Below are 24,873 nucleotides of genomic sequence, written 5' to 3' on the forward strand. Positions count from 1 at the left end.
AGGAAGGCCCGTGCGTCCGGCTCACCCGTGCGTCCGGCTCACCCGCCCGGCTCACCCCCGGCAGCCCTCCAGCAGCCGCAGCCACACCTCGCTGATCGTCGGGTAGGAGGGCACGGCGTGCCAGAGCCGGTCGATCGGCACCTCGCCGACCACGGCGACGGTCGCCGAGTGCAGCAGTTCGGCGACCCCGGGGCCGACCAGGCAGGCGCCGACCAGCACCTCGCGGTCCAGGTCGAAGACCACCCGGGCCCGGCCGCGGTAGTGGTCGCCGTACAGCGAGGCCCCGGCGACGGCGCCGAAGTCGTGGTCGACGGCCTTGACCCGCAGACCGGCCCCTTCGGCCGCCGCCAGGGTCAGTCCGACGGCGGCGACCTCCGGATGGGTGAACACGACCTGCGGCGCGCCCGCGCTGTCGGCCGACGCGGCGTGCGCGCCCCAGCGGGAGGTGTCCAGCGCACGCCCCTGGGCGCGGGCCACGATCGCCGCGCCCGTGATCCGGGCCTGGTACTTGCCCTGGTGGGTGAGCAGCGCCCGGTGGTTGACGTCCCCGGCGGCGTACAGCCACTCGCCGTCGACGCCGAGCACGGTGCAGCTGTCGTCCACCTCCAGCCAGCCGCCCGGCTTCAGCCCGACCTGCTCCAACCCGACGTCGGCGGTGCGCGGGGCCCGTCCGGTCGCGTACAGCACCTCGTCCACGGTCAGCCGCTCGCCGCCACCGAGCGTCAGGACCACCGGCCCGGCGCCGTCCGCCCGCTCCAGCGCGGTGGCCTCCGTCCCGAACCGGAGGTCCACCCCGGCCTCGCGCAGGCCCTCCGCGACCAGCTCGCCCGCGAACGGTTCCATCCGCGGCAGCAGGTGGTCGCCGCGCACCAGCAGCACCACCTCGGAGCCGAGCGCCCGCCAGGCGGTCGCGAGCTCCACCCCGACCACGCCGCCGCCGACCACCGCCAGCCGCCCGGGCACGGCCGGAGCGGCGGTCGCCTCCCGGTTGGTCCACGGGTGGGCCTCCGCCAGCCCCGGCACGCCCGTGGGCAGCACGGGACGGCTGCCGGTGCACACGGCGACGGCGTGCCGGGCGGTGAGCACCCGTTCGGTGCCGTCCTCGGCCTCCACGGTGACGGTCCGCACGCCCGCCAGCCGGCCGTGGCCGCGCACCAGCTCGATGCCGGCGTCCCGCAGCCACTGCACCTGGCCGTCGTCGTTCCAGTGCGAGGTGAAGGAGTCCCGCCGGGCCAGCACCGCGGCCGGGTCCAGCCGCCTGCCGCCGACCGCCTCCCGGGAGCCCGCCACCGCGCGGGCCTCGGCCAGCGCGGCCACCGGGCGCAGCAGCGCCTTGCTCGGCATGCAGGCCCAGTACGAGCACTCGCCGCCGACCAGTTCGGCCTCAACGACGACCGTGCGCAGCCCGGCGGAGGCCGTCCGGTCGGCGACGTTCTCGCCGGTCGGGCCGCCCCCCAGGACGATGACGTCGTACTCCTCGGCGCTGCTGGTCATACCCGGTCCTCCGTGGTGTCGATGGCCACCCCGGCCCGCAGGGCCAGGGTGACGGGCGTGTGGTCGCGGACGTCGAGCAGCCGGGCGCGCCGGGCGTCGGCCGGCGCGCCGGTGAGGGCGACCTTCCGGGAGGTCGGCCCGCGGCTGCCGTTCGTCTCGTACCCGAGCCTGACCCGAACGGCCTCCGGCGGCCACTTCTCGCGCTCCGCGTGCATCCGCAGGGGCTCGCCTTCCCGTGGGATCCGGCCCCCGGCCGGACGGGCGCCGGGCCGCGTGCCCGGCGCCGTGCCCATCCTGCGACGCCGGCGGGGCTTCGCGCAGTCGAACCCGCCGACGGGCCCGAGTCGAGGGCGGGTGGGAGCCGAGGGCGGGTCAGAGCGCCGCGAGCTCGGCCAGCACCGCCGCCGTGTCGGCCGGGCGGGAGAACATCGGCCAGTGCCCGGTGGGCAGTTCGCGCAGCTCCCAGTTCGGCCCGTCGAGCCCGGCGAACCACGGGTGCCCGGCCGTGATCATCGCCTGCACCTGGGCGAGCGGGAAGGAACAGGTCACCAGCGCCTGCGGCAGCGCGGCCGAGGCGCCCGTCAGCCGCAGCCGGTCCCGGTACGCCCCGGCCGGGTGCGGGGTGGCCCGCTCGCGGATCCGGGCGAGCGCGGCCTCGTCCAGGCCCTCCACGTCGGCGCCGTCGGCGGCGAGGTCGGCCCAGGAGGGCATCGGGAGGCGGCCGTCGACCACCGAGGCATCGGCCGCCGCACGGTGGTCGGGCTGCCAGAGGTCGTACAGCGAACCGCCGTCGATCATCGGGCCGCTGTCCAGGTAGACCACCCGGCGGATCCGCTCCGGCATCCGGTCCGCGATACCGCCGGCCGGGGCGCAGGCACCGCTGTGCGCGACCAGCACCACCTCCCAAAGGTCCTCGCGGACCAGCAGGTCGGCCAGCGCGGCGATGTGCTCCGCCAGCCCGATCGGCTCGGCCTCGCCCGCGCGCTCCGCCAGCCCGGGCAGGGTCACGGGGTGGACGGTGTGCCCGGCGGCGCGCAGCGGCGCGGCGACCTCGTCCCAGGCCCAGGCGCCGAGCCAGAAACCGGGGACCAGTACGAACGTGCTCATGGTGGGTCGCTCCTCGCGGTCGGGCGGGATCTCCGTCGCGGACGACTCTAGGACCGACCCCGGCCGGACTTCGTCCGGATTTCCGAGCGGCCGGGCCCGGGGAGCGTGACTCCCCGGGCCCTCGGACGAACGGACACCCGGACGCCCGGGCGGGTCAGGCCTGGCCCCCGGCCGCCTGCTCCTGCGCCACCTTGCGCTTCACCTCGGCCATGTCCAGCTTCCTGGCCTGGCCGATCAGGTCCTCGAACACCGACTCCGGCAGCGCACCGGCCTGCGAGAAGACGAGCACGCCCTCACGGATGATCGCCAGCGTGGGGATCGACTGGATCCCGAACGCGGCGGCCAGCTCCACCTGCGCCTCGGTGTCCACCTTGGCGAAGACGAGGTCCGTGTGGCGCTCGGCCGCCTTCTCGTACACCGGGGCGAACTGGCGGCACGGCCCGCACCACCCGGCCCAGAAGTCGATGAGGACGAAGTCCTGGCCCTCCGGACCAGGGACGATGTCGTCGAAGTTCTCCTTGGTCAGCTCGACCGTGCTGCTCATCTCGCGATTCCTTCCCTTCCGGAGGCGGCGCTACCGATCACGTGCTCGCGACAACCGCGCGCCCCGACGGGGTATTCCGCGGCCGCGCGCCGGTGGCCGCCTCTGCCGGCAGCTGCCCGCGCCGGTTCAGCGCCCGGGCGCCACACACCGTGCGGAGCGGAAACCCCACGGGCGGGAGACCTCGTACACCGCCAGCCGCTCGACCCGGGCCGGCCCCTGCACGCCGGGCCAGCGCGGGTTCGGCGTGCCGTCGCCGATCAGGTGCTGCCGTTGCCAGATGCGGTTCCAGCCGACCCGCAGGGCGGGCTCGAAGCTGTGCCACCGTCCGCAGGGGCACGGCTGTCGCACCCAGGCGCAGGTCCGGCAGAGTTCGGCCAGGCCGTGGCCGGTCGAGCGCGACAGCACCGGCTCCTCGTCCCCGCAGGCCGGGCAGCCGGGCAGTTCGGCGCCGTCCAGCAGCGCGTTCTGCCGACGGACGTAGTCGGGCAGCCGCAGCGGCGGGTGGAGGAAGGGGTCCGCCCGCCAGGCCGCGTCCGGTGCGCCCCACCAGGGGCGGTTCCACCACACCGGCTCGGGCGGTTGCCGCCGCCCGGCCCGCTTCTCCGCCCGGCGCCGCGCCGCGTACTCCTGCGCCCCGGCCAGCCACAGGACCCGTGCCTCGTGCAGTTCCTCCACGGCCCGCACCAGCGAGTCCGGGTCGGCCTCCAGCAGCCGGGGCATCCGGGCGCTGAGCGTGAGGTGGTGGTAGGTGGCCCGGAAGCCGTACGGCGCGAAGCAGGTCAGGCAGGTCCGCAGGGCGTTGAACCGGCGGCGCGCCGGCAGCCGCTCGTCGTGCACCCGGGCCCGGTGGGTCAGGAAGCTGGTCACGGCTGCCCCGCGGTGACGTCGGGGGCCGACTGTGTGCGCATCACCGGGTGATCATGTCGGACGGCCCGCCCGTCGGGCCAAGGCGTTACCCCGCGTCCGCCGCGATCCGGGCCAGGACCCGGCCGCAGCGCCGGGCGAAGGCCCGTTGCGCGAGCGGCAGCAGCGGCCCCGCCAGCCGGGCGTACCGGGCGACCGGACGGCTGAAGGCGGTCACGCTGAACCAGACCGCCCCGTCCGCCTCCAGTTCGACCAGGAACGTCTCCTCGCCGCGGGCCAGATGGCCGGCCCGGGTGCCGTAGGTGAAGCCGTACCGGTCCGGGCCGTCGACGGTGGCCAGCACCCGGTTGGGGGCGCCGGCCCGGAGCGGGCCGACGCCGATCGCGCAGTGCACGGCGACGCCGGGGGCGGCCTGGTCCGCGTCGGCGTCGATCCGCACGCCGGCCAGCCGGTGCATCCGCCAGCCGAGCAGGGCGGCCCCGGCCACCTCCAGGGCGGGGCGGCCCCGGCCGACGAGCGCCCGGTGGCGCAGGTGGCGGTACCCGCCGGGCAGGTGGCCGGTGGCGCTGGCGCCCTGCTCCGGGTAGCTGAGGTCGGTCATCGGTGGTCCTCCGCGGTGGTGATCCGGCGCCAGGCGAGCAGCGAGCAGAGCGCGAAGCCGAGCGCGTTGCCGACGCCGTGGGTGGCGGCCATCCAGGCCAGGGTGGGGTGGGGGAGCCCGGACGCCTGGCCGAGGGCCCACCACAGGGCGAGCAGCATGGTGAGGGCGAGGACGGCCGAGGAGGCGGTGAGCAGCCGGGCGGTGACCGGGTCGGCGGCGCGCGGCCGCAGGTCGCGCCAGGTGACCAGGCCGACCAGCCACATCCCGGTGGTGAGCACGCAGGCCCCGGCGAACTGGACCCAGGTGCCGAGGAAGTACCCGGCGAGCACCAGCAGCGTCCCGGCCGGCACGCTGAGCGCGGCGCAGCGGGCGGCGCCGGAACCCGCCCGGGTGCTGCGGCAGACCAGCCCGGCGACGAGGGCGGCGGTGAATCCGGCGTAGTGGAAGTGCGGGACGGTCAGCGCCAGGACGTGTGGTTCGAAGTCGAACAGCGGGTAGCCGGAGCGCTCGGCGACCAGGGCGGTGCCGGCCACCGCCGGGGCGGCGAGCGCGGTGAGGACGGCGAGTTCGGCGGGCGCGAGCGAGCGGGTCCGGCGCAGCCGCAGCGGTGCGTGGAGGGCGACGGCCAGGGTGCCGAGCGCGTAGAGGGCGGCGCTGCCGGTGGCGAGGCCGCCGCGCGGGAGCCAGAGCGAGAGCGCGCCGGGGACGGCGGCGAGCGGCCAGAGCCGGCGGACGCGGGCGAGGCCGGGTTCGCCGATCAGGGCGAGGCCGAGCGGGACGACGGCGCCCATACCGAGCAGGACCAGCAGGTTCACCAGCTCCGTCGTGCCCTTGCCCATGCCGGAAGCGCCTCCTTGAACGCGTTCAAATCTTGGTCGTCGACGACTCTACGCCGCAGAGTTGAACGCGTTCAACTCGCCCCCGGTCCGCCTGCCCTGGTGTTCACGGTGGGTGCGGCGCACTCTGGAGGAGTAACCGATGGAGGTGATCCGCCATGCAGACTCTGGTCGGTTGGCACATCGAGATGGAGTTCCGCGAGGACGGCCCGCGCACGACCGCCGCGGCCATGCTGCGGCTGCGCGACGGCAGGGAACTACGGGCCCACGGCTACAGCAGCCGCCACCCCTCGGACCCGGAACAGCTGCGGGTCGGCGAGGAGATCGCGGGGGCCAGAGCCCTCAACGACCTGGCCTCGCAGCTGCTCACCAAGGCCCACGGCGAGATCCAGGAGGTCAGCCCGGTCCCGACCCACCCGTTGACGTGAGCGCCCCGCACCCGGACGGCGGCCACGCCGGCGGCCGGGAGCACCGTCCGCGCATCCCGCTGATCTGCCCGCGCTGCGGGCACGAACAGCAGGTCGTGCCCGGCGGCCCCGACCGGGCGGTCAGGGTCGTGCACGTGGCGACGGGCCGGGAGGCGTGCGAACCCGGGGACCTGGCGAAGGCGCCGGACGACGGGCCCTGACAGCGCTCCCCGGCAGCGCGAACGCTTCACCACGCGAACGGCGCCGGGGGCCGGGCCGGTCCGTGCCCGGTCCTGCCCCCGGCGTCATCAGGTGGCCCGACGGGGTCAGTTGACGCAGTACGTCGTCGGCAGCTGCCACTCGGGCCCGACCAGCCGCTGCTCCAGCTCGTTGAGCGTGATCCGGATGCCGACCGTCCCGGCCAGTCCGACCCGGAACCGGCTGCGGGCCAGGGCGATCAGCGCCGTCAGGCCGTACTTGTTGATCAGCGAGGTGCGGTAGCGGGCGGTGTCGTCCGGGTCGCAGAGCCGTGCGCGGGCCGGCACCGGCCGCCCGGTCGGGCGCCCGTGGGAGTCGCACGGGCCGACCAGCACCCGGGGGTGGCGCCGGATCCGTTCGGCCTCGCCGGAGTGGGCCGGGGTCCAGACGCCGAGCGCCGTGCCGTCGGGCACCACCCAGATCTGCGAGTCCTGGCGGGTGCCGTCCTCGCCGAAGGTGGTGAGCAGGAGGTATCTGTTGTCGGCGAGCTGGTCGGATCGGTCGTGCATCTGTCCTCCCTCTGGCGTGGGGACCGGGGCCGTGGGTCAGTGCCCGTGGCCCTCGGTGATCTCGCGGTACTCCTCGGCGGTGGGCTTGGCGATCCGGGCGTGTTCGCCGTGGAATCCGCGGGACAGCCGGGCGCGGGTGCGGGTGAGCACGCCCGCGCTCCGGGCGACTCCATTCTCGTCGACGGGGGCCGGCAGTTCGAGGGGGCGGGGCTGCTCGTGTGCGGTGAGCCGGTGCAGTTCGGCGGGCGCGAGCCCGGCGTGCACCTCGGTGAACTCGCCGTGCGGCAGGCGCTTGACGACGCCGGTCTCGCGTCCGTGCAGCACCTTGTCGCGGTCGCGGCGCTGGAGGCCGAGGCACCAGCGCTTGGTGATGACGAAGACGGCCACCGGGACGGCGAAGAAGCCGATCCGCACCGCGTAGGTGATGGTGTCGAGCGACAGGTGCAGATGGGTGGCGATGAGGTCGTTGCCGCCGCCGGCCAGCATCGCCAGGTAGAGGCTGATCCAGGCGGCGCCGAGCGCGGTGCGGACGGGCGCGTTGCGCGGCCGGTCCAGCAGGTGGTGTTCACGCTTGTCGTCGGTCACCCAGCTCTCGATGAACGGGTGGACCGCGATCGCGCCGAGGATCACCGGGAACAGCGTGAACGGGATCAGCACGCCGAGGTTGAGGGTGTGCCCCCAGAGCCCGACCTCCCAGCCGGGCATCACCCGGATCAGGCCCTCGGCGAAGCCCATGTACCAGTCGGGCTGGGCGTCGGTGGAGACCTGGTCGGGGCGGTACGGGCCGTACGCCCAGATCGGGTTGATGGTGGCGACGGCGGACATCAGCGCGACGATGCCGAAGACCAGGAAGAAGAACCCGCCGGCCTTGGCCAGGTAGACCGGCATCAGCGGCATGCCGACGACGTTCTTCTCGGTCCTCCCGGGCCCGGCCCACTGGGTGTGCTTGTGGTGGAAGACCAGGATCAGGTGCGCCACCAGCAGGCCGAGCATGATGCCGGGCACGAGCAGCACGTGGACGGTGAAGAACCGCGGGATGATGTCGTGCCCGGGGAACTCGCCGCCGAACAGGAACATCTGGAGGTAGGTGCCGACCAGCGGGATGGCCAGCAGCACGCCCTCGATGAACCGGATGCCGGTGCCGGAGAGCAGGTCGTCCGGGAGCGAGTAGCCGAAGAAGCCGTCCAGCATGCCGAGGAAGAGCAGCAGGAAGCCGAAGACCCAGTTGACCTCGCGCGGCTTGCGGAACGCGCCGGTGAAGAAGACCCGCATCATGTGCACGAACATGGCCGCGACGAAGACCACGGCGGCCCAGTGGTGGATCTGCCGGATCAGCAGCCCGCCGCGGACCTCGAAGCTGATGTCCACCGTCGAGGCGTAGGCCTGCGACATGGGCACGCCCTTGAGCGGCACGTACGAGCCGTCGTAGATCACCTCGCCCATGGAGGGCTTGAAGAACAGGGTCAGCCAGACGCCGGTCAGGATGATGATCAGGAAGGTGTACAGGCAGATCTCGCCCAGCATGAAGGACCAGTGGTCCGGGAAGATCTTGCGCAGGTTGGCCCTGGCCAGGGTGTGGATCCCCAGCCGGCCGTCCGCCCAGTCGACGGCCCGCCGCCCCCGTCCTGGGTTCTGATTCCGGGTCATGTGCACGCACCTCGGTCGGAAGGAAGTGGGGATAGTTCCCCGCTTCTCGCTGGGGCCACCATAATCGGGGAGCTGACCCCACTTCTACCCGGGGTCGCTGTGATCCAGACCCCGGAACCGTCGACCCGGAAACGGCGAGCGGCCCGCCCGGAGCCCCAGGAAGGGGACACCGGACGGGCCGCGTACGCACCCGAGCAACCCGCAGGCGTCAGTGCACCAGCACCGGCACCTCGTCGTTCTTCGCCGCACCGGCACCCGACGCCGACGCCGCGTCCGGGCGACCGGCGTTCACGAGGGTGAAGGCGATCGCGGAGGCCGCCACCAGGATCCCGAAGGACACCCAGATCGCGGTCGTGAAGCCGTGCACCATGCCCTGGAACTGCAGGGTCTGGGCGGCGGCCGGCGACGCGGCCGCCGCGGCGGTCGCGTGCGAGGCCAGCCAACTGGTGGTGGCACTGGCCGCGATGGTGTTCAGCAGCGCGGTGCCGATGGCGCCGCCGACCTGCTGCGAGGTGTTGACCATCGCCGAGGCGACGCCCGCGTCGCGCGGCTGGACGCCGTGCGTGGCCAGGCTCATCGCCGGCATGAACGCGGTGCCCATGCCGAGGCCCATCAGGACCAGGCCGGGCAGGATCAGCATCGGGTAGGAGGTGTCCAGGCCGATGTTGCTCAGCAGCAGCATGCCGATCGAGGCGACCAGGAAGCCGGGGGCCATCAGGAACCGCGCCGGGACGCGGGTCATCAGCCGGGCGCCGATCTGGGTCGAGCCGGTGATCATGCCCGCCACCATCGGCAGGAACGCGACGCCGGTCAGCACCGGGCTGTAGCCGCGCACGAGCTGCAGGTAGTAGGTCAGGAACAGGAACAGGCCGAACATGCCGATCACGGCCAGGCCGAGCGACAGGTACACCCCGCCGCGGTTGCGGTCCAGCACCACGCGCAGTGGCAGCAGCGGGGCCTTGACCCGGCGCTCCACCAGGACGAACGCGGTCAGCAGCACGGCGGCCGCGACGAACAGCGCCAGCGTGCTGGCGGCCGTCCAGCCGCTGGACTCGGCGCGGGTGAAGCCGTACACCAGCGAGACCAGGCCGGTGGTCACCAGCAGCACGCCGGGGACGTCCAGCCGGTTGCGGTTGCGGCCCTCGGCGGGCTCGCGGATCACCAGGACGGCGCCCGCGGCGGCGACGATGGCGAACGGGACGTTGACGAAGAAGGTCCAGCGCCAGTTCATGTACTCGGTCAGCAGGCCGCCGAGGATCAGGCCGATCGCGCCACCGCCACCGGCGATCGCGCCGTAGATGCCGAAGGCCTTGGCGCGCTCCTTGGCCTCGGTGAAGGTCACCGCCAGCAGCGACAGCGCGGCCGGGGCGAGCAGTGCGCCGAACACGCCCTGGAGGGCGCGGGCGCCGAGCAGCATCGCGGTGTTGGCCGCGGCGCCGCCGAGCGCGGAGGCGAGGGCGAAGCCGGCCAGGCCGACCACGAAGGTCCGCTTGCGGCCCCAGAGGTCCGCGATCCGGCCGCCGAACAGCAGCAGGCCGCCGAAGGCCAGCGCGTAGGCGGTGATCACCCACTGGCGGTTGCCGTCGGAGATGCCCAGGTCCCGCTGGGCGGACGGAAGGGCGATGTTCACGATGGTGGCGTCCAGGACGACCATCAGCTGGGCGAGGCCGATGAATATCAGCGCCTTCCAGCGCCGGGGATCGGGCAGCGTCGCCGGTCGGGCGTCGGTTTCAGGCATGGGGGTACTCACTTCACGGTGCGTGGCGTGCGACAAGGGTCGACCGCCGTACGGGGACGGCTGGTCGCCGTACGGGGCGTCGGTGCGGGGCGTGCGGGGATCGGCTCCTGGCGGGCCGGTGGTCGGCCTGGTCCGGAGGGCGGGTCGGTCGGTCGGGGTACCGCTGGTGGGTCAGTGGTGGGGTTGGAAGTCCTCGAAGGTTGCGGCCCGGCCGGGCAGCACCGAACGGGCCGGCGTGCGCAGCCCGTCCAGGAACAGCTGCAGGTGCCGGTGGACGAAGTCGTCGAGCAGTTGGCAGGACGTCCCCGGCAGCGGCCGGGTCAGCTGGCTGATCGCGATGAACAGGTCACCGTGGTCGACGTCCGCCCGCAGTTCACCCGCCGCCCGGGCGCGCTCCATCAGACCGCCCACGGCGGCCGTCAGACGCTCGCGGGCCTCGGTGAGGTCCGGGTCGAACGGGTCGACATGGCTGGTGAACATCGGGCAGAGCGCGCCGAGCTTCTCCGCGACGGTCGCGTGCGCGAACCGCTGCAGGGCGTCGAACGGGACGCCGTCAGGGGCGTCCGCCTCGACCGTCGCCGTCTCGGCGAGGGCCAGGATACGGCTCTTGACGAGCAGTGCCACCTCGCGGACCAGCGCCGAGCGGTCCGGGAAGTTCCGGTACAGCGTGGCGTTGCCGACCCCGGCCCGCTTCGCGATCTCGTCCAGCGGCACGTCCGCGCCGTGCTCGACGAAGGCGTCGCGAGCCGCCAGGACGATCCGCTCCCGGTTGCGGGTCGCGTCAGCGCGCAGCTTGGGCGCACGGACGGTCTCCACGGGTCGGACCGGCTCGGTGGCGGCGGTGGTCACGGCGACTGCTCCTTCAGGATACCGGGGAAGTTCTCCCCGCTTCTGTCTACGAAAGACCAAACGGGGATTCCTTCCCCGGAAATTTCGCCTTTCCATGTGACCTGGGTCACATTTACCCGCTCTGGTGTGACCGGGAGGGCCGGGCGGTGGGCGCTATCGTCGGAATCCAGATGGCCCGTGACCACTTGCCGGTGTGTTCGTTGCCCCACAGGGTGCCCAGGCGAAGGAGGAAAGCCCGTGACCGCGATCTCCGACCGCCCGCAGATGCTGCCCGAGGAGTTCGAGGAGTTCGCTCGTCTTCTGGCTCGAACTGCCGAACGCATCCGGCCGGAGCTCATCAACGGGAAGCTGGGGGTCAAGCCCGTGCCAGGCGGCGACCACGGCCGCATGATTCAGTGGCTGCTGCGGATCTGCATTCAGGCTCGGCCTGAGCTCTATCTGCACGATCAGGGGCTGAAGATCCAGGGCTACCGTGGCAGTTTTGCCCGCCCGGACGGCACGTTGGCGCACGCAGACGCCTTCGTCGGCACGGCGGAGTGGGCCGAGACCAGCGACGTGCTGATGGTCGCCGAGGTCACCTCCTACGACTCCGATACCAATCAGCGGGACCGTGTCGAGAAGCCTCGGGCCTATGCGGAGGCCGGCATCCCCGTCTACCTGTTGATCGACCGCGACTCCGCCGAGGTCACCGTCTACAGCCAGCCCGACGGCGTCCGTTACGAGACCGCGCAGATCCTCCCGTTCGGCAAGACCGTCCACCTCCCCGAGCCGGTGGGGATCTCGCTGGACACCGAGCCGCTCAAGAACTGGGTGTGCTGATCCCGGCCATGCCTCCCGGAACGCGCTACGCCCTTCGGCCTAGGCTGTGGGCGTCCCGGGCGGCCGGTGGGCCGTGGGAGTCGGGAGGGGCCCGGCGGCCGGGTGGCGAGGAGGTCCGCGATGGGCAGCGGTGAGACCGCCGAGGTGCGCTGCGTGGCGGCCGTTCCGTGCTGGGTGAGCCTGACGGCCCGGGATCTGGAGGGGGCGAAGGCGTTCTACGGGCCGCTGCTCGGCTGGGAGTTCGAGCCGGGGCCGGACCGTTTCGGCCCGTACCTGCACGCGGTGACCGGCGGGGAGGCGGTGGCCGGGCTGGGGGTCGCGGGCAGCGACTGGGCGATGCCGGTGGCGTGGACCAGCTACTTCGGTACGGAGAGCGCGGACGAGGCCGCCGACGCGGTGCGCGAGCGCGGCGCGACCCTGGCGGTGGGCCCGCTGGCCTTCGACGCCGGGCGGGTGGCCTTCGCGGCGGACCCGGCCGGGGCGGTGTTCGGCATCTGGGAGGGCCCGCTGGGCCGGGCCCGGCGGCTGGACCTGCCGGGCGCACCGGTCTGGATCGAGCTGCGCACGCCGGACCCGTTCGCGGCGGCCCTGTTCTACGGGCAGGTGTTCCGCTGGGACGGCCGTGACCCGGAGCGGTTCGACGTCCGCTGGGAGCACGACCGGGTGGTGCTGCGGGCGGAGGGCCACAGCGTGGCCGCGCTGGCGCGGGAGCAGGCGGGCGGTGCGGCGGGGCTGCCGCCGCACTGGGAGGTGTCCTTCGCCGTCCCGGACGCGGACCGGGCGCTGGCCCGGGCCGTGGAGCTGGGCGGTTCGGCGGTGGGAGCCGCCTTCGACTCCCCGTACGGGCGGGTGGCCCGGTTGCAGGACCGGGAGGGCGGCCGCTTCGCGGTGATCAGCCCGAAGAACTGAGGCTCACGGCTCGGCGGTGCCTGCCTCGGCGGTGCCTGCCTCGGCGGGCCCGGTGGCCTCGGCGTCTTCGGCGTCTTCGGCGGTTTCCGCGCGTTCGGCCCGCAGCCGGTCGCCGAGCGCGGCTCGGGTGGTGGCCGGCAGGGCCTTGCGGGCGGCCGGGAAGAGCTGCTTCTCCTCGACGGCGAGGTGGCGCCGCAGGGTGTCGGCGAGGCCGCGCAGCAGGGTGTCGAAGGCCGGGTCGGCCGGGCCGAGCCCCTGGAGGTCGGAGAGGTACTGCCCGATCGCCAGGTGCTCGTGGATGCTGCCGAACACCAGCGCCCCGCCGTCCGGCACGTCGTGCTGCACGAGCGGGAAGAGGTGTTCCTCCTCGGCCGCGCAGTGGGTGAACAGCAGGTCGGTCAGCCGGGCCAGCAGGTCGGTGCGCTCGGCGGCGCCGGTGGGTGCCTGCTCGATCCGGTCGAGCAGCTCGGTGACCGCCCGGTGGTCGGCGGTGAACTCGCCGAGGATGTCCGGCCTGCGGCTCATGGCGTGCCCGCCTCTCGCACGGATCGCGGCCCCCGCTCCTTCCAGTATCCGGCGTCCGGCACCACGCCGGTCGCCGCAGGTCAGGGCCGGTCGCGCCGCCCGGTGAGGGCGAGCAGGCGGGTCTGCGGACCGGCGTCGTCGGGGACGGGCAGGGGCGGGTCGAACAGGCCGCTCCCGGAGAGGTCCCCGTAGCCGGCGAACTCGCCGAGGGCGAAGTCGACGAGTTCTGCCGGGAGCCGGGTGTGCCGTCCGATGGCTTCGGCGAGGTCCCAGCTGTGGATGACCAGGTCGGTGGTGAGCTGGTCCAGGTAGTACTGCCCGGAGACGTCCCCGAAGGAGAGGTGGACGGTGAGTTCGGTGGCGCCGGGGACGGCGAAGGCGTCCCGGGCGGCGTCGGCGGCTTCCGTCCAGGTGGTGACCGGGTCGTCGCCGAGGACGTCGCCGTCGAAGCGGCCGCCGACCTCGGAGATGGTGGCGCCCATCAGCAGTTCGGGGATCCACAGCTGTTCGCCGGTGAGGTGGTTGACGAGCTCGCGGACGGACCAGCCGGCGCACGGGGTGGGGGCGTCCCACTGGCGGGGGGTGATCAGCCGGACGCGTTCGCCGAAGGCGGCGAGGGCCTCGGGGTAGGGCGTGCCGGGTTTCGCGGTCCGCCGGTGCTGCCTGCGTTGAGCCATGTCTCCACCCTGCCCCGGGCGGGGTCCGGCCCGCGAGTTGTCCACGATGCGTCAGTTGTTCAAATTCGAACTCCAAGGTACGGTCGAGGAGTGGCCGGTTCAAATTTGAACAACAGTCGCGGGGCGACCCGCCCGGCCGCGCCACCACACCCCTACGACCGATCCCGATCGATGGAGACGCGCATGCCGAGCAGCAGCCCGAGCACGACCGCCCCCACCACCACCGTCCTCCCGGGCCGGGTGACCCCCGACTCCGCGACGACCTCCCCGCACGCCTACGACGCCGGACTCCTGCTCCTGCGCCTGGCCCTCGGCCTGACCATGGCCGCGCACGGCAGCCAGAAGCTGTTCGGCTGGTTCGGCGGCGGCGGGATCGACGGCACCGGTCAGTTCTTCACCATGAGCGGCTACCCGGCGGGCAACGCCATGGCCGTGGTCGCGGGCCTCACCGAGACGCTCGGCGGACTCGCCCTCGCCGTCGGCCTGCTGACCCCGCTGGCGGGCGCCGCGATCGTCGGCACGATGGTCAACGCGATCGCCGTCACCTGGGGCGGCGGCTTCTTCGCCCCGAAGGGCAGCGAGTACGAGCTGCTCCTCACGGCGGGTGCCGCCGCGCTCGCCCTGACCGGCCCGGGCCGCTACGCCGTGGACCGCTTCCTGCCGGTGCTGCGCGCGCACCGGCTGGCGTACGGCGCGGCGGCGGTTCTGGTCGGCCTGGTGACGGCCGGCGTGATCCTGCTGCTGCGGAAGTAGTCGAGCGGGGCGTCAACCCCCAAACGCAGGGGCCGTGGTGGCGATTCGCCATCACGGCCCCTGCGTCGTTCCCCCGCCAATCGCTCACATGAGCGGGGCTATCCAACGTCATGTGATGTGTGCCATGGTACATGTCACACTCCCCACCGTGTGCACGACGGAGCCGCCCACGAGGCGCCGTCGCCAACGGTCCTCACCACCCCACCGGCCGCACCCCCAATGCGGCCGACGACGGCCCGGAGGCCCCCACGTGAGTTCCGCGCGTCTGCTGCGACTCCCACAGCTGGCAAGGCTGTTAGTACTCGCCCTGACCATGTTCCTGACGATCGGCCTGTTCGCCCCGCAGAGCAAGGCCGCCCCCGCCGCCGCCCCCGGCGGCGGCGCGTCCGCCCCCACCACCCCCGCCGGACCGGCGCCGCAGCCCGCCGCCGGCGCCCCCGAACGCGGCCACACCGACCGGCAGTTCGCCTCTGCCGACCAGCGAGCCCCGCTCCCGCTCGACACTCGGCCGGCCGAGGCCCGGCCGACCGCCAAGGCCTTCGCCCTCGGCGCGGCGGCCGCACAGCCCTGCAATGTCGGCGACTTCACCGGCCGGACGGGCGGCGACCTGGTCCAGCACATCAAGGCCGCCGACATCCAGTGCATCAACGGGCTCTTCCAGCTCACCGGCGCGGACGCGAGGGGCGCGTTCCGTGAGGAGCAGATGACCACCGTGGCGTACGCGCTGCGCGACGCGTCCGGCAGCTACCCGGGCGACAACTCGACCTCCGTCGAGCAACTGGTGCTGTACCTGCGCGCCGGGTACTTCGCGCAGTGGTACCACAAGGACGACGTCGGCACCTACGGCACCGCCCTCCAGACGGCGATCCGCTCCGGGCTGGACGCCTTCTTCGGCGGCGCGCACGTGCGGGACGTCGCCGCGGGCAACGCGCCCATCCTGGGCGAGGCCGTCACCCTGATCGACAGCGCGCAGGAGAACATCCGCTACCTCCCGGTGGTCAAGCAGCTGCTGAACGACTACAACAGCGCCACCTGGAACCCGGCCGGCATGGCCTGGGCGGTGAACCCGGTCTTCACGGTGCTGTTCCGCGGCCACCAGGTGACCGGCTTCGACGCGGCGGTCGAGGCCGACCCGAGCGTGCTGGACGCGCTGTCCGGCTTCGCGACCCGCAACAACGACCAGCTCGGTGGCGACTTCGGCGTGCTGGTCTACAACGCGGCCAAGGAGCTGACCCGCTTCCTGAAGGACACGGCGCTCCAGCCCAAGGTCCGTCCGCTCGCCAAGTCGCTGGTCGCGCAGTCCGCGCCGAACGGTCGCACCGTCTACCAGTGGGCCGCGGTCGCGGACGGGGTCGGCTACTACGACGCCGCCAACTGCGCCTACTACGGCACCTGCAACGCCTCCGACCAGCTCAAGGCGGGCGTGCTGACGGTCAACTACACCTGCAGCCCGAGCATCAAGCTGATCGCCCAGGCGCTGGACAACACCCAGCTGGGCACCGCCTGCACCAGCCTCACCGGCCAGGACGCGTACTTCCACTCGGTGGTGCGCGACAACGGTCCGGTCAAGGACGACAGCAACACCACGATCGAGGTCGTGGTCTTCCACTCCTCCTTGGACTACCAGGTGCTGGCCGCGGCCATCTACGGCATCGACACCAACAACGGCGGCATGTACCTGGAGGGCGACCCGGCCAAGGCCGGCAACCAGCCGCGCTTCCTCTGCTACGAGGCCGAGTGGGCCCGCCCGTCGTTCGAGATCTGGAACCTCAACCACGAGTACACCCACTACCTCGACGGCCGGTTCGACATGTACGGCGACTTCAACGCCGGCATGACCACCCCGACCGTCTGGTGGGTCGAGGGCTTCGCCGAGTACATCTCGTACTCGTACCGCAAGGTGACCAACGACGCCGCCATCGCGGCGGCCGCCCAGCACACCTACAAGCTGAGCGACCTCTTCGACACCGCCTACGGTGACCAGGACCGGGTCTACCGCTGGGGCTACCTCGCCGTCCGCTACATGCTGGAGCAGCACCGCGGCGACCTGGACTCCGTCCTCGCCAAGTACCGCGCGGGCGACTGGGCCGGCGCCCGCACCCTGCTCAAGACCACCATCGGCACCCGCTACGACGCCGGCTTCGACAGCTGGCTGACGGCGTGCGCCAACGGCGCCTGCGCCTCCGGCGGTGGCACGCCCACCCAGCCGCAGCTGCCGGAGTGCGCCGGCACCGACATCCGCAAGCTGGACGCCAACTGCGCCCGCAGCAACATCGCGGCGACCACCGGCAACTACGCGCACTTCTACCTCCTGGTGCCGGCCGGCACCAAGCAGGTGAAGGTCACCACCAGCGGCGGCACCGGCAACGGCGACCTCTACTACAACCCGGCCTCCTGGGCGTACACCGACGCCAGCACGGCGCACTCGGCGGGGCCGGACAACTCCGAGACCCTGACGATCACCAACCCGCCGGCCGGCTACGTCTACTTCAGCCTCTACGCCCAGCAGGGCTTCAGCGGGGTGAGCGTCACGAGCGAACTCTGACCGGACGCTCGTCGAGCGACCGAACACGGACAGGTGACCGCCCCGGCGGAGCGCTTCGGCGCCCCGCCGGGGCGGGTCCGTTCCCGTCGGCGGCCAGGTGTACTGACCACGGAGGTCGGTGACAGGGCCTATTCGCCGATCCGGACCAGCGCCAGGGTGATGTTGTCCGGCCCGCCGGCCGCGATCGCCGCCTTCCAGAGCTCGAACGCGGCCCTCCCGTCGGCGCGGTCGGAGCCGTCGTGCGGCCGGGCGAGCAGCGCGGCCAGCTCCTCCTCCGGCACCGGGTCGGTCAGGCCGTCGCTGCACACCAGGTAGCGGTCGCCGGCGGCCAGCGGTGCGGCGCGCACGTGCGGCTCGACGAAGGTCAGTCCGAGCGAGCCGCCCAGGGTCTGGGTGACCACCGAGGTGGTGCGCCGGCCGGGCGGCAGCGGCGGGCTGTCGTCCACGCTCACCCGGCGCAGCCCGTCCGGGGTGACCTGGTAGACCCGGCTGTCGCCCACGTTGAAGGCCACCGCCCGGTCGGGCAGCAGTACCAGGCCGGCCACCGTGGTGCCCATCGCGGCCAGCTCGGGTTCGCCGGCGGCGGCCGCGTACACCGCCCGGTTGCACTCCTGGAGTTCCTCCCGGACGGCCTCCTCGCCGTCCAGTCCGGTGCCGTCGGCGGCCAGCCGGCGGGCCACCAGGGCGCTGGCGACCTCGCCGCCGGGGTGGCCGCCCAGGCCGTCCGCCACGGCGACCACGCAGGGCGGGCCGAGCGGGAACAGCAGGGTCTGCGGGTTGCCGGTCACGGTGGCGCAGAGTGTCCACGGCCCGACCGTGAGGCTGTCCTCGTTGTGCTGCCGCACCAGGCCCTCGTGGCTCAGCGCGCTCACCGCGATGTACGTCGCCATCGGTTCGCCGCCCTTCCGGAGCTCCCCCCTCAATTGTGGGCGGGAATAACGATCCGCACCCGGGTGCTAAGGTGATTGAAAGTTTAACGATCCGCCCCGAGAGCCCCGTGCGCCCCGAGCGCCCGGGCGAGGGGCCGACCTGGAGTGTGGTGAGCAGCATGCAGTTCGGAATCTTCACCGTCGGCGACGTCACCCCCGACCCGACCACCGGCCGCACCCCGAGCGAGCACGAGCGGATCAAGGCCATGGTGGCCATCGCGCGCAAGGCCGAGGAGGTCGGCCTCGACGTCTTCGCGACCGGCGAGCACCACAACCCGCCGTTCGTCCCGTCCTCGCCGACGACCATGCTCGGCTACATCGCCGCGCAGACCGACCGCATCGTCCTCTCCACCTCGACCACGCTGATCACCACCAACGACCCGGTGAAGATCGCCGAGGACTTCGCGATGCTCCAGCACCTCGCCGACGGCCGGGTGGACCTCATGATGGGCCGCGGCAACACCGGCCCGGTCTACCCGTGGTTCGGCAAGGACATCCGCCAGGGCATCCCGCTCGCGATCGAGAACTACGCGCTGCTGCACCAGCTGTGGCGCGAGGAGGTGGTGGACTGGCAGGGTCGCTTCCGCACCCCGCTGCAGTCCTTCACCTCCACCCCGCGCCCGCTGGACGGCGTCGCGCCGTTCGTCTGGCACGGCTCGATCCGCAGCCCGGAGATCGCCGAACAGGCCGCCTACTACGGGGACGGCTTCTTCGCGAACAACATCTTCTGGCCCAAGGAGCACTTCCAGAAGCTGATCGCCCTCTACCGCGAGCGCTACGCCCACTACGGCCACGGCATGCCCGAGCAGGCGTACGTCGGCCTCGGCGGGCAGGTGTTCATGCGGCGCAACTCGCAGGACGCGGTGCGGGAGTTCCGCCCGTACTTCGACAACGCGCCGGTGTACGGGCACGGGCCCTCGCTGGAGGAGTTCACCGAGCAGACCCCGCTGACCGTGGGCAGCCCGCAGGAGGTCATCGAGAAGACGCTGGCCTTCCGCGAGTCCTTCGGCGACTACCAGCGCCAGCTGTTCCTGATGGACCACGCCGGCCTGCCGCTGAAGACCGTGCTGGAGCAGCTGGACCTGCTCGGCGAGGAGGTCGTACCGGTGCTGCGCGAGGAGTTCGCCAGGAACCGCCCGGCCGCGGTGCCGGACGGGCCGACGCACGCCGCGCGGGTCGCGGCCCGCGACGAGGAGTCCGCCGACGGGAAGTCCGTCGACGGGGAGATCGTGGAGGTGGCCAAGTGAGCGCGTACCGGCTGGTGGTGGTGAGCGCCGGGCTGAGCGAGCCGTCCTCGACCCGGCTGCTGGCCGACCGCCTCTCCGAATCGACGATCCGTCAACTGTCCGATGGCGGACGGCAGGTGGACGTCACGGTGGTCGAACTGCGCGACCTGGCCACGGAGATCGCCCACCACTTCGTCACCGGCTTCCCCGGCGCGGCGCTGCGCGGGGCGATCGACGCGGTGACCGGGGCGGACGCGGTGATCGCGGTGACACCGATCTTCACCGCCTCCTACAGCGGCCTGTTCAAGTCCTTCTTCGACCTGGTCGACCACGACGCGCTCACCGGCAAGCCGGTGCTGATCGCCGCCACCGGCGGCACGCCCCGGCACTCGCTCGCCCTGGAGCACGCCGTCCGGCCACTGTTCAGCTACCTGCGCGCGGTGGTGGTGCCGACCGCCGTCTACGCGGCCACCGACGACTGGGGCGCGGCGGGGGACGGGCTCACCGACGGCCTCCCGGGCCGGATCGACCGCGCGGCGGGCGAACTGGCGGCACTGCTGGCCGGCCGCGGCCCGGCGGCGCCGGCGCTGCCCGAACAGGTGGTGCCGTTCGCCGAGCAGCTGGCGGCCCTGCGGGTCTGACAGCCGGGGTGGAAGGGGCGGGCGCGTGACGGCGCGTCCGCCCCTTCCGCGTGCCCACCGGCCGCGGGCGCCCCCGAACGGCCTCGGCGGACGGCGCGTCCGGGAGGGCCGTTCGGGGGAGTGCCGCCCGCGCCGAATGGTCCGCTATGGGGTGTAATCGTACGCATGATCAGATGTCCGTTGGTCCGTCACGCCGCTGGTCCGTCACACCGTCGGCCCGCCCGGTCGGCGGCAGCCGCGGCACGCTGACCACCGGCCATGAGCGGGACGCCGCCCGGCCTCCCGCGCCACCGTGGAGGAGCCCTCGCCATGCAGGCCGAACCGCAAGCCGTGCTCTCCCCGCTGACCAGCGCGGCGGTCTTCCTGGTCCTCACCGTCGAGCCCGGCGGCGAGGACGCCGTCCGCGACCTGCTGCCCGACCTCGCCGGGCTGCGCCGCGCGGTCGGCTTCCGGGTCCCCGAGGGGGGCCTCACCTGCGTCACCGGCGTCGGCTCGGACGCCTGGGACCGGCTCTTCGACGGCCCCAGGCCGGCCGGCCTGCACCCCTTCCGGGAGGTGGCCGGCACCCGCCACCGGGCCCCGGCCACCCCCGGTGACCTGCTGCTGCACCTGCGGGCCGCCCGGATGGACCTCTGCTTCGAGCTGGCCGGCCAGCTCACCGGCCGGCTGGCCGGGGCGGCCACCGTGGTGGACTCCGTCCAGGGCTTCAAGTACTTCGACGACCGGGACCTGCTCGGCTTCGTCGACGGCACCGAGAACCCCGAGGGCCGGGCCGCCGAGACCGCCGCCGTGGTCGGCGCCGAGGACCCGGACTTCACCGGCGGCAGCTACGTCATCGTCCAGAAGTACCTGCACGACCTGGACGCGTGGAACGCGCTGAGCGTCGAGGACCAGGAGCGGGCGGTCGGCCGCACCAAGCTCACCGACATCGAGCTCGACGACGCCGTCAAACCGGCCGACTCGCACGTCGCGCTCAGCACCGTGACCGGGCCGGACGGCGAGGAACGGAAGATCGTCCGCTACAACATGGCCTTCGGCTCGTTCGACCGCGGCGGCGAGTTCGGCACCTACTTCATCGGCTACGCGCGCGATCCCGAGGTGACCGAGGAGATGCTGCGCAACATGTTCGTGGGCCGCCCGCCCGGCACCACCGACCGGCTGCTCGACTTCTCCACCGCCGCCACCGGCTCGCTGTTCTTCGTCCCGACCGCCGACTTCCTCGACGCCCCGCCGCCCGCGCCATCGGCGCCCCCGGTGCGGTCGGCGCCGCCCGCTCCGCCCGCTCCACCCGCGCCGAGTACTCCCCCCGCGACCGGCTCACTCGGCATCGGCAGCCTGCGCGGCACGCCCTGAACCGGACCTCCCGACAAGGACCCGCACCATGAACAACCTGCACCGCGACCTCGCCCCCGTCTCCGCCGCAGCCTGGGCGGAGATCGAGGAGGAGGCCCGCCAGACCTTCAAGCTCCACATCGCCGGCCGCCGCGTGGTCGACCTGAACGGCCCCGACGGCTCCACCCTCGCCGCCGTCGGCACCGGCCACCTGACCGGCATCGAACCGCCCGCCGACGGCGTCCAGGCCCACGCCCGCGCCGCCCAGCCGGTGGTCGAGCTGCGCGTCCCCTTCACCGTCCGCCGCGAGGCCGTCGACGACGTCGAGCGCGGCTCCCGCGACTCCGACTGGCAGCCGGTGAAGGACGCCGCCCGCACCATCGCCCTCGCCGAGGACCGCGCCGTCTTCGAGGGCTACCGCGCCGCCGCCATCGAGGGCATCCGAGCCGGCTCCACCAACCCGCCGGTCCAGCTCCCCGAGGACGTCCGCGAGTACCCCGAGGCGGTCAGCCGCGCCCTCACCGCGCTGCGCCTGGCCGGCGTCGGCGGCCCCTACTCGCTCCTGCTCGGCGCGGACACCTTCACCGCCGTCAACGAGACCAGCGACCACGGCTACCCCGTCCACAACCACCTCGCCCGCCTCCTCGACGGGGACATCATCTGGGCCCCCGCCATCGAGGGCGCGCTCCTCCTGTCCACCCGGGGCGGCGACTTCGAACTCTTCCTCGGCCAGGACGTCTCCGTCGGCTACCTCTCCCACGACGCCGACACCGTGCGGCTCTACCTCCAGGAGTCCCTCACCTTCCGCGTCTACACGGGAGAGGCCGCCGTGGTGCTGGCCGCCTGAGGGCGTCCTGAGGCCCAGCACACATCGGGAAGGGTACTGAGTTCCTTTACCAGGGGTACTGAGTGCCGTATCCTCTTCACGGAGCCTCCGACACCAGTCGAAGAGCGCCGACACGGTATGCCGGTCCAGGTGGCGCCCACGGCGCGCAGGGCGCGGCCGGGCCGGGATTGGCACTCAGTACCCTCGGCATGACGTGAGGCCATCGACCAGCGCGACCGTGACAGGAGAACCACTCATGAGCTTGAGGATCGTCGTCTGTGTGAAGTACGTGCCGGACGCGACGGGTGACCGTCGGTTCGCGGACGACCACACCACCGACCGGGAGGGTGTGGACGGCCTCCTGTCGGAGCTCGACGAGTACGGCGTGGAGCAGGCGCTGCGGATCGCGGCGGCGAACGAGGGCGCCGAGGTGACGGTGCTGACGGTCGGGCCGGACGACGCGAAGGACGCGCTGCGCAAGGCGCTGTCGATGGGTGCGGACAAGGCCGTGCACGTGAACGACGAGGACATCCACGGTTCGGATGTGATCGGGACGTCGGCGGTGCTGGCGAAGGCGTTGGAGAAGACCGGGTTCGACCTGGTGATCGGTGGGATGGCGTCGACGGACGGTTCGATGGGTGTGCTGCCGGCGCTGCTGGCGGAGCGGCTCGGCGTGGCGCAGGTGACGCTGCTGTCGGAGGTGTCGGTCGAGGGCGGTGTGGTGCGGGGCCGTCGTGACGGTGACGCGGCGACGGAGCTGGTGGAGGCGGCGCTGCCGGCGGTGGTGTCGGTGACGGACCAGTCGGGTGAGGCCCGGTACCCGTCGTTCAAGGGGATCATGGCGGCGAAGAAGAAGCCGGTCCAGTCGCTGGACCTGGACGATCTGGGCATCGAGGCCGACGAGGTCGGTCTGGCGGGTGCGTGGACGGCGGTGGAGTCGGTGGCGGCGCGTCCGGCGCGGACCGCGGGCACGGTCGTCAAGGACGAGGGCGAGGGCGGCAGGCAGCTCGCCGGCTTCCTCGCCGACCAGAAGTTCATCTGAGCCGGCCCGGCCGAGCCACCCACCCCCTGCCACAGCGAAACACGGAGACATTGAGCAATGGCTGAGATTCTCGTCCTGGTGGACCACGCCGACGGTGCGGTCCGCAAGCCGGCCCTCGAACTGCTGACCCTGGCCCGCAGGATCGGCGAGCCGTCCGCGGTCGTGCTCGGCGCCGGTGTCGCCGCCGCCGACCTCGCGGCCAAGGCCGCCGAGTACGGCGCGGCCAAGGTGTACGTCGCCGACGGCGCGGAGTTCACCGACCAGCTGGTCGTCCCGAAGGTGGACGCCCTCACCCAGATCGCCAAGGCCAACGACGCCGCCGCCGTCCTGGTCACCTCCTCCGGCGAGGGCAAGGAGATCGCCGCCCGCGTCGCACTGCGGCTGGGCTCCGGCATCATCACCGACGCCATCGACCTGCGTGCGGGCGACAGCGGCCCGATCGCCACCCAGTCGGTGTTCGCCGCCTCGTACACCGTCGACTCGCGCGTCAGCAACGGCGTGCCGGTCATCACCGTCAAGCCGAACGCGGTGGCCCCCGAGGCCGTTGCGGGCGCGGGCGCGGTGGAGAACGTGGCGGTGGAGTTCACCGGCAACGCGGCCAAGGTCACCTCGCGCACCCCGCGGGTCTCGACCGGCCGTCCGGAGCTGACCGAGGCCGCGATCGTGGTCTCGGGCGGCCGTGGCGTCGGTGAGGCGGCCGGCTTCGGCGTCGTCGAGGAGCTCGCGGACGTGCTGGGCGCGGCCGTCGGCGCCTCGCGTGCCGCCGTCGACGCGGGCTGGTACCCGCACAGCAACCAGGTCGGCCAGACCGGCAAGCAGGTCTCGCCGCAGCTGTACGTGGCCAACGGCATCTCCGGCGCCATCCAGCACCGGGCGGGCATGCAGACCTCGAAGACCATCGTGGCCGTCAACAAGGACCCGGAGGCCCCGATCTTCGAGCTGGCGGACTACGGCGTGGTCGGCGACCTGTTCGCCGTGCTGCCGCAGCTGACCGCCGAGGTGAAGGCCCGCAAGGGCTGATCCCCGCACACGGCAGTGGGAGGGCGTGGCACCGGGTACCCGGTGCCACGCCCTCCGCCGTGCGGTGGACGCTATTCGGCGAAGGCCGCGAGGTGCTGGGTGAACCCGCCCTGGACGGGCGGCAGCGGGCGCGGCTCGACGTCCACCGGCGGCTGCGGCCCCTCCATCGGCAGCAGCCGCAGCTCGGGCTGGTCGGAGCCGGGGGCGGACAGCAGCCGCACCCGCGTCCCGACCGGGACGGTGCTGCGCAGCCCGTCGACGATGCACCAGACGTCGAAGCCCTCGGCCATCCGGATCAGGGACTTCTGGCGGACCAGCGGCGTCCGGGCCTGCTCGACCTCGCAGCGCCGGACCACGCCGGTGCCCTCGCTGGGCTCCAGCCGCAGCTCGGTGGAGCCGCAGGTGGGGCAGAGCAGCCGCTGGAAGGTCGGATTGCAGCACCACGAGCAGCGCTGGAAGTACAGCGTGGTGCTCCGGGTGTCGGCATCGATGGCTGAGTGGACCACGCTGTCATCTCCCTGCGCTCGGACCGGCTTGTTCGGCAGAAGTTCGGCAGAAAAAAGGATAGGGAACTCAGTGCCGCCATGTGAAGGCACTGAGTTCCCTTTTTGCCGCGTGGGTGCATAATGAAGGGTACTGAGTACCGTCGTGAAACAGGAGTGGCGATCATGAGCCAGGAGTTCGATCTCTTCCGTATCTCCGAGGAGCACGAGATGCTCCGTGAGGCGGTGCGTTCGCTGGCCGAGGCGAAGATCGCTCCGTTCGCGGCGGAGGT

26 protein-coding genes and 1 pseudogene are annotated in these 24,873 nt (G+C 72.9%); 12 read left to right on the forward strand and 15 right to left on the reverse strand.

Annotated elements, in window-relative coordinates:
• Nucleotides 1-51 precede the first annotated feature (51 nt).
• The 7 genes and pseudogenes from ACIOGZ_RS39535 to ACIOGZ_RS39565 all read right to left on the reverse strand — a co-directional run bounded on the left by ACIOGZ_RS39535 (nucleotide 52) and on the right by ACIOGZ_RS39565 (nucleotide 5,449).
• Nucleotides 52-1,494 carry an NAD(P)/FAD-dependent oxidoreductase gene (locus tag ACIOGZ_RS39535; protein ID WP_363585645.1) on the reverse strand — a complete coding sequence of 481 codons (1,443 nt, stop codon included), beginning with the start codon at nucleotides 1,492-1,494 and terminating at the stop codon, nucleotides 52-54.
• On the reverse strand, nucleotides 1,491-1,709 hold the full coding sequence (locus ACIOGZ_RS39540; protein ID WP_363631394.1) for a hypothetical protein: 219 nt from the start codon (nucleotides 1,707-1,709) through the stop codon (nucleotides 1,491-1,493). The genes ACIOGZ_RS39535 and ACIOGZ_RS39540 overlap by 4 nt, the downstream gene beginning before the upstream one ends.
• Before the next feature lie 157 nt (nucleotides 1,710-1,866).
• Nucleotides 1,867-2,601, reverse strand: a complete 735-nt coding sequence (locus tag ACIOGZ_RS39545) for an alpha/beta hydrolase (protein WP_363631392.1) — start codon at nucleotides 2,599-2,601, stop codon at nucleotides 1,867-1,869.
• A 154-nt stretch (nucleotides 2,602-2,755) separates the two neighbouring features.
• A pseudogene (locus ACIOGZ_RS39550) lies at nucleotides 2,756-3,157 on the reverse strand (thioredoxin family protein); the annotation flags it as partial.
• 114 nt (nucleotides 3,158-3,271) lie between these two features.
• A complete protein-coding gene (locus tag ACIOGZ_RS39555; RefSeq protein WP_363585642.1) occupies nucleotides 3,272-4,012 on the reverse strand; it encodes a hypothetical protein in 741 nt (246 codons plus the stop codon).
• Between the two features lie 85 nt (nucleotides 4,013-4,097).
• Nucleotides 4,098-4,610 (reverse strand): DUF1990 domain-containing protein, encoded by a 513-nt coding sequence (locus ACIOGZ_RS39560; RefSeq protein ID WP_363631389.1) that lies wholly within the window; start codon nucleotides 4,608-4,610, stop codon nucleotides 4,098-4,100.
• Nucleotides 4,607-5,449, reverse strand: coding sequence for a YndJ family protein (locus tag ACIOGZ_RS39565; protein ID WP_363631387.1), 843 nt, complete (start codon nucleotides 5,447-5,449; stop codon nucleotides 4,607-4,609). The genes ACIOGZ_RS39560 and ACIOGZ_RS39565 overlap by 4 nt, the downstream gene beginning before the upstream one ends.
• 155 nt (nucleotides 5,450-5,604) lie before the next feature.
• Here ACIOGZ_RS39565 and ACIOGZ_RS39570 point away from each other — a divergent pair, with 155 nt between their 5' ends.
• Complete coding sequence (locus ACIOGZ_RS39570) at nucleotides 5,605-5,874, forward strand: DUF1876 domain-containing protein (RefSeq protein WP_063346968.1); 270 nt, start codon at nucleotides 5,605-5,607, stop codon at nucleotides 5,872-5,874.
• Nucleotides 5,871-6,074, forward strand: a complete 204-nt coding sequence (locus ACIOGZ_RS39575; protein WP_363585639.1) for a hypothetical protein — start codon at nucleotides 5,871-5,873, stop codon at nucleotides 6,072-6,074. The genes ACIOGZ_RS39570 and ACIOGZ_RS39575 overlap by 4 nt, the downstream gene beginning before the upstream one ends.
• A 105-nt stretch (nucleotides 6,075-6,179) precedes the next feature.
• On the opposite strand, the gene ACIOGZ_RS39580 is transcribed toward ACIOGZ_RS39575, so the two are convergent.
• From ACIOGZ_RS39580 to ACIOGZ_RS39595, 4 genes are all read right to left on the reverse strand, one after another.
• Nucleotides 6,180-6,620, reverse strand: a complete 441-nt coding sequence (locus ACIOGZ_RS39580) for a PPOX class F420-dependent oxidoreductase (protein WP_363585638.1) — start codon at nucleotides 6,618-6,620, stop codon at nucleotides 6,180-6,182.
• A gap of 36 nt (nucleotides 6,621-6,656) precedes the next feature.
• Nucleotides 6,657-8,267 (reverse strand): cytochrome bc complex cytochrome b subunit, encoded by a 1,611-nt coding sequence (locus tag ACIOGZ_RS39585; protein WP_400811439.1) that lies wholly within the window; start codon nucleotides 8,265-8,267, stop codon nucleotides 6,657-6,659.
• A 208-nt stretch (nucleotides 8,268-8,475) separates the two neighbouring features.
• The gene (locus ACIOGZ_RS39590) at nucleotides 8,476-10,005 is read right to left on the reverse strand and encodes an MFS transporter (protein ID WP_400989506.1); all 1,530 of its coding nucleotides are present in this window, start codon (nucleotides 10,003-10,005) and stop codon (nucleotides 8,476-8,478) included.
• A 171-nt stretch (nucleotides 10,006-10,176) separates the two neighbouring features.
• A complete protein-coding gene (locus ACIOGZ_RS39595; protein ID WP_363585635.1) occupies nucleotides 10,177-10,854 on the reverse strand; it encodes a TetR/AcrR family transcriptional regulator in 678 nt (225 codons plus the stop codon).
• 237 nt (nucleotides 10,855-11,091) lie between these two features.
• On the opposite strand from ACIOGZ_RS39595, the gene ACIOGZ_RS39600 reads away from it, so the two are divergent.
• Together ACIOGZ_RS39600 and ACIOGZ_RS39605 are read left to right on the forward strand one after the other, a co-directional pair.
• Complete coding sequence (locus ACIOGZ_RS39600; RefSeq protein WP_363585634.1) at nucleotides 11,092-11,673, forward strand: Uma2 family endonuclease; 582 nt, start codon at nucleotides 11,092-11,094, stop codon at nucleotides 11,671-11,673.
• A gap of 120 nt (nucleotides 11,674-11,793) precedes the next feature.
• Nucleotides 11,794-12,582, forward strand: a complete 789-nt coding sequence (locus tag ACIOGZ_RS39605) for a VOC family protein (protein WP_363585633.1) — start codon at nucleotides 11,794-11,796, stop codon at nucleotides 12,580-12,582.
• 3 nt (nucleotides 12,583-12,585) lie between these two features.
• Here the strand turns inward: ACIOGZ_RS39605 and ACIOGZ_RS39610 are convergent, their stop codons facing one another.
• On the reverse strand, nucleotides 12,586-13,107 hold the full coding sequence (locus tag ACIOGZ_RS39610; RefSeq protein WP_363631380.1) for a hemerythrin domain-containing protein: 522 nt from the start codon (nucleotides 13,105-13,107) through the stop codon (nucleotides 12,586-12,588).
• Between the two features lie 80 nt (nucleotides 13,108-13,187).
• Complete coding sequence (locus tag ACIOGZ_RS39615) at nucleotides 13,188-13,784, reverse strand: TIGR03086 family metal-binding protein (RefSeq protein WP_363585631.1); 597 nt, start codon at nucleotides 13,782-13,784, stop codon at nucleotides 13,188-13,190.
• Nucleotides 13,785-13,967: 183 nt separating this feature from the next.
• On the opposite strand from ACIOGZ_RS39615, the gene ACIOGZ_RS39620 reads away from it, so the two are divergent.
• Both ACIOGZ_RS39620 and ACIOGZ_RS39625 read left to right on the forward strand, forming a co-directional pair.
• Nucleotides 13,968-14,537, forward strand: coding sequence for a DoxX family protein (locus ACIOGZ_RS39620; RefSeq protein WP_363585630.1), 570 nt, complete (start codon nucleotides 13,968-13,970; stop codon nucleotides 14,535-14,537).
• Nucleotides 14,538-14,850: 313 nt separating this feature from the next.
• Nucleotides 14,851-17,082, forward strand: coding sequence for a M9 family metallopeptidase (locus tag ACIOGZ_RS39625; RefSeq protein WP_363585629.1), 2,232 nt, complete (start codon nucleotides 14,851-14,853; stop codon nucleotides 17,080-17,082).
• A 128-nt stretch (nucleotides 17,083-17,210) separates the two neighbouring features.
• Here the strand turns inward: ACIOGZ_RS39625 and ACIOGZ_RS39630 are convergent, their stop codons facing one another.
• Entirely contained in the window at nucleotides 17,211-17,972 is a 762-nt protein-coding gene (locus tag ACIOGZ_RS39630) for a protein phosphatase 2C domain-containing protein (protein WP_363585628.1), read from the reverse strand.
• 158 nt (nucleotides 17,973-18,130) lie between these two features.
• Here ACIOGZ_RS39630 and ACIOGZ_RS39635 point away from each other — a divergent pair, with 158 nt between their 5' ends.
• From ACIOGZ_RS39635 to ACIOGZ_RS39660, 6 genes are all read left to right on the forward strand, one after another.
• A complete protein-coding gene (locus ACIOGZ_RS39635; RefSeq protein WP_400989509.1) occupies nucleotides 18,131-19,258 on the forward strand; it encodes an LLM class flavin-dependent oxidoreductase in 1,128 nt (375 codons plus the stop codon).
• Nucleotides 19,255-19,878: an FMN reductase gene (locus ACIOGZ_RS39640; RefSeq protein WP_400989511.1), complete on the forward strand. Its 624-nt coding sequence runs from the start codon at nucleotides 19,255-19,257 to the stop codon at nucleotides 19,876-19,878. Before ACIOGZ_RS39635 ends, ACIOGZ_RS39640 begins: the two co-directional genes overlap by 4 nt.
• 309 nt (nucleotides 19,879-20,187) lie before the next feature.
• Nucleotides 20,188-21,231: a Dyp-type peroxidase gene (locus tag ACIOGZ_RS39645; protein ID WP_363585625.1), complete on the forward strand. Its 1,044-nt coding sequence runs from the start codon at nucleotides 20,188-20,190 to the stop codon at nucleotides 21,229-21,231.
• A gap of 28 nt (nucleotides 21,232-21,259) precedes the next feature.
• Nucleotides 21,260-22,057, forward strand: coding sequence for a family 1 encapsulin nanocompartment shell protein (locus ACIOGZ_RS39650; RefSeq protein ID WP_350884446.1), 798 nt, complete (start codon nucleotides 21,260-21,262; stop codon nucleotides 22,055-22,057).
• A 235-nt stretch (nucleotides 22,058-22,292) separates the two neighbouring features.
• On the forward strand, nucleotides 22,293-23,078 hold the full coding sequence (locus tag ACIOGZ_RS39655; RefSeq protein ID WP_363585624.1) for an electron transfer flavoprotein subunit beta/FixA family protein: 786 nt from the start codon (nucleotides 22,293-22,295) through the stop codon (nucleotides 23,076-23,078).
• A gap of 57 nt (nucleotides 23,079-23,135) precedes the next feature.
• Nucleotides 23,136-24,098 carry an electron transfer flavoprotein subunit alpha/FixB family protein gene (locus tag ACIOGZ_RS39660; RefSeq protein ID WP_400844815.1) on the forward strand — a complete coding sequence of 321 codons (963 nt, stop codon included), beginning with the start codon at nucleotides 23,136-23,138 and terminating at the stop codon, nucleotides 24,096-24,098.
• Nucleotides 24,099-24,169: 71 nt separating this feature from the next.
• Here the strand turns inward: ACIOGZ_RS39660 and ACIOGZ_RS39665 are convergent, their stop codons facing one another.
• Nucleotides 24,170-24,604: a hypothetical protein gene (locus ACIOGZ_RS39665; RefSeq protein ID WP_363585622.1), complete on the reverse strand. Its 435-nt coding sequence runs from the start codon at nucleotides 24,602-24,604 to the stop codon at nucleotides 24,170-24,172.
• Nucleotides 24,605-24,873: the final 269 nt, after the last annotated feature.

Source organism: Kitasatospora sp. NPDC088160, from assembly GCF_044741445.1.
Taxonomy (GTDB): Bacteria; Actinomycetota; Actinomycetes; order Streptomycetales; family Streptomycetaceae; genus Kitasatospora.

Bases quoted from the DNA above. Each gene is read 5' to 3' on its own strand.
- ACIOGZ_RS39620 (WP_363585630.1), top strand. From the start codon at position 13,968: ATGCCGAGCAGCAGCCCGAGCACGACCGCCCCCACCACCACCGTCCTC.
- ACIOGZ_RS39650 (WP_350884446.1), top strand. From the start codon at position 21,260: ATGAACAACCTGCACCGCGACCTCGCCCCCGTCTCCGCCGCAGCCTGG.
- ACIOGZ_RS39615 (WP_363585631.1), bottom strand. From the start codon at position 13,784: ATGGCTCAACGCAGGCAGCACCGGCGGACCGCGAAACCCGGCACGCCC.
- ACIOGZ_RS39565 (WP_363631387.1), bottom strand. From the start codon at position 5,449: ATGGGCAAGGGCACGACGGAGCTGGTGAACCTGCTGGTCCTGCTCGGT.
- ACIOGZ_RS39660 (WP_400844815.1), top strand. From the start codon at position 23,136: ATGGCTGAGATTCTCGTCCTGGTGGACCACGCCGACGGTGCGGTCCGC.
- ACIOGZ_RS39545 (WP_363631392.1), bottom strand. From the start codon at position 2,601: ATGAGCACGTTCGTACTGGTCCCCGGTTTCTGGCTCGGCGCCTGGGCC.
- ACIOGZ_RS39535 (WP_363585645.1), bottom strand. From the start codon at position 1,494: ATGACCAGCAGCGCCGAGGAGTACGACGTCATCGTCCTGGGGGGCGGC.
- ACIOGZ_RS39605 (WP_363585633.1), top strand. From the start codon at position 11,794: ATGGGCAGCGGTGAGACCGCCGAGGTGCGCTGCGTGGCGGCCGTTCCG.
- ACIOGZ_RS39635 (WP_400989509.1), top strand. From the start codon at position 18,131: ATGCAGTTCGGAATCTTCACCGTCGGCGACGTCACCCCCGACCCGACC.
- ACIOGZ_RS39610 (WP_363631380.1), bottom strand. From the start codon at position 13,107: ATGAGCCGCAGGCCGGACATCCTCGGCGAGTTCACCGCCGACCACCGG.
- ACIOGZ_RS39570 (WP_063346968.1), top strand. From the start codon at position 5,605: ATGCAGACTCTGGTCGGTTGGCACATCGAGATGGAGTTCCGCGAGGAC.
- ACIOGZ_RS39630 (WP_363585628.1), bottom strand. From the start codon at position 17,972: ATGGCGACGTACATCGCGGTGAGCGCGCTGAGCCACGAGGGCCTGGTG.
- ACIOGZ_RS39580 (WP_363585638.1), bottom strand. From the start codon at position 6,620: ATGCACGACCGATCCGACCAGCTCGCCGACAACAGATACCTCCTGCTC.
- ACIOGZ_RS39585 (WP_400811439.1), bottom strand. From the start codon at position 8,267: ATGACCCGGAATCAGAACCCAGGACGGGGGCGGCGGGCCGTCGACTGG.
- ACIOGZ_RS39540 (WP_363631394.1), bottom strand. From the start codon at position 1,709: ATGCACGCGGAGCGCGAGAAGTGGCCGCCGGAGGCCGTTCGGGTCAGG.
- ACIOGZ_RS39655 (WP_363585624.1), top strand. From the start codon at position 22,293: ATGAGCTTGAGGATCGTCGTCTGTGTGAAGTACGTGCCGGACGCGACG.
- ACIOGZ_RS39645 (WP_363585625.1), top strand. From the start codon at position 20,188: ATGCAGGCCGAACCGCAAGCCGTGCTCTCCCCGCTGACCAGCGCGGCG.
- ACIOGZ_RS39560 (WP_363631389.1), bottom strand. From the start codon at position 4,610: ATGACCGACCTCAGCTACCCGGAGCAGGGCGCCAGCGCCACCGGCCAC.
- ACIOGZ_RS39625 (WP_363585629.1), top strand. From the start codon at position 14,851: ATGTTCCTGACGATCGGCCTGTTCGCCCCGCAGAGCAAGGCCGCCCCC.
- ACIOGZ_RS39590 (WP_400989506.1), bottom strand. From the start codon at position 10,005: ATGCCTGAAACCGACGCCCGACCGGCGACGCTGCCCGATCCCCGGCGC.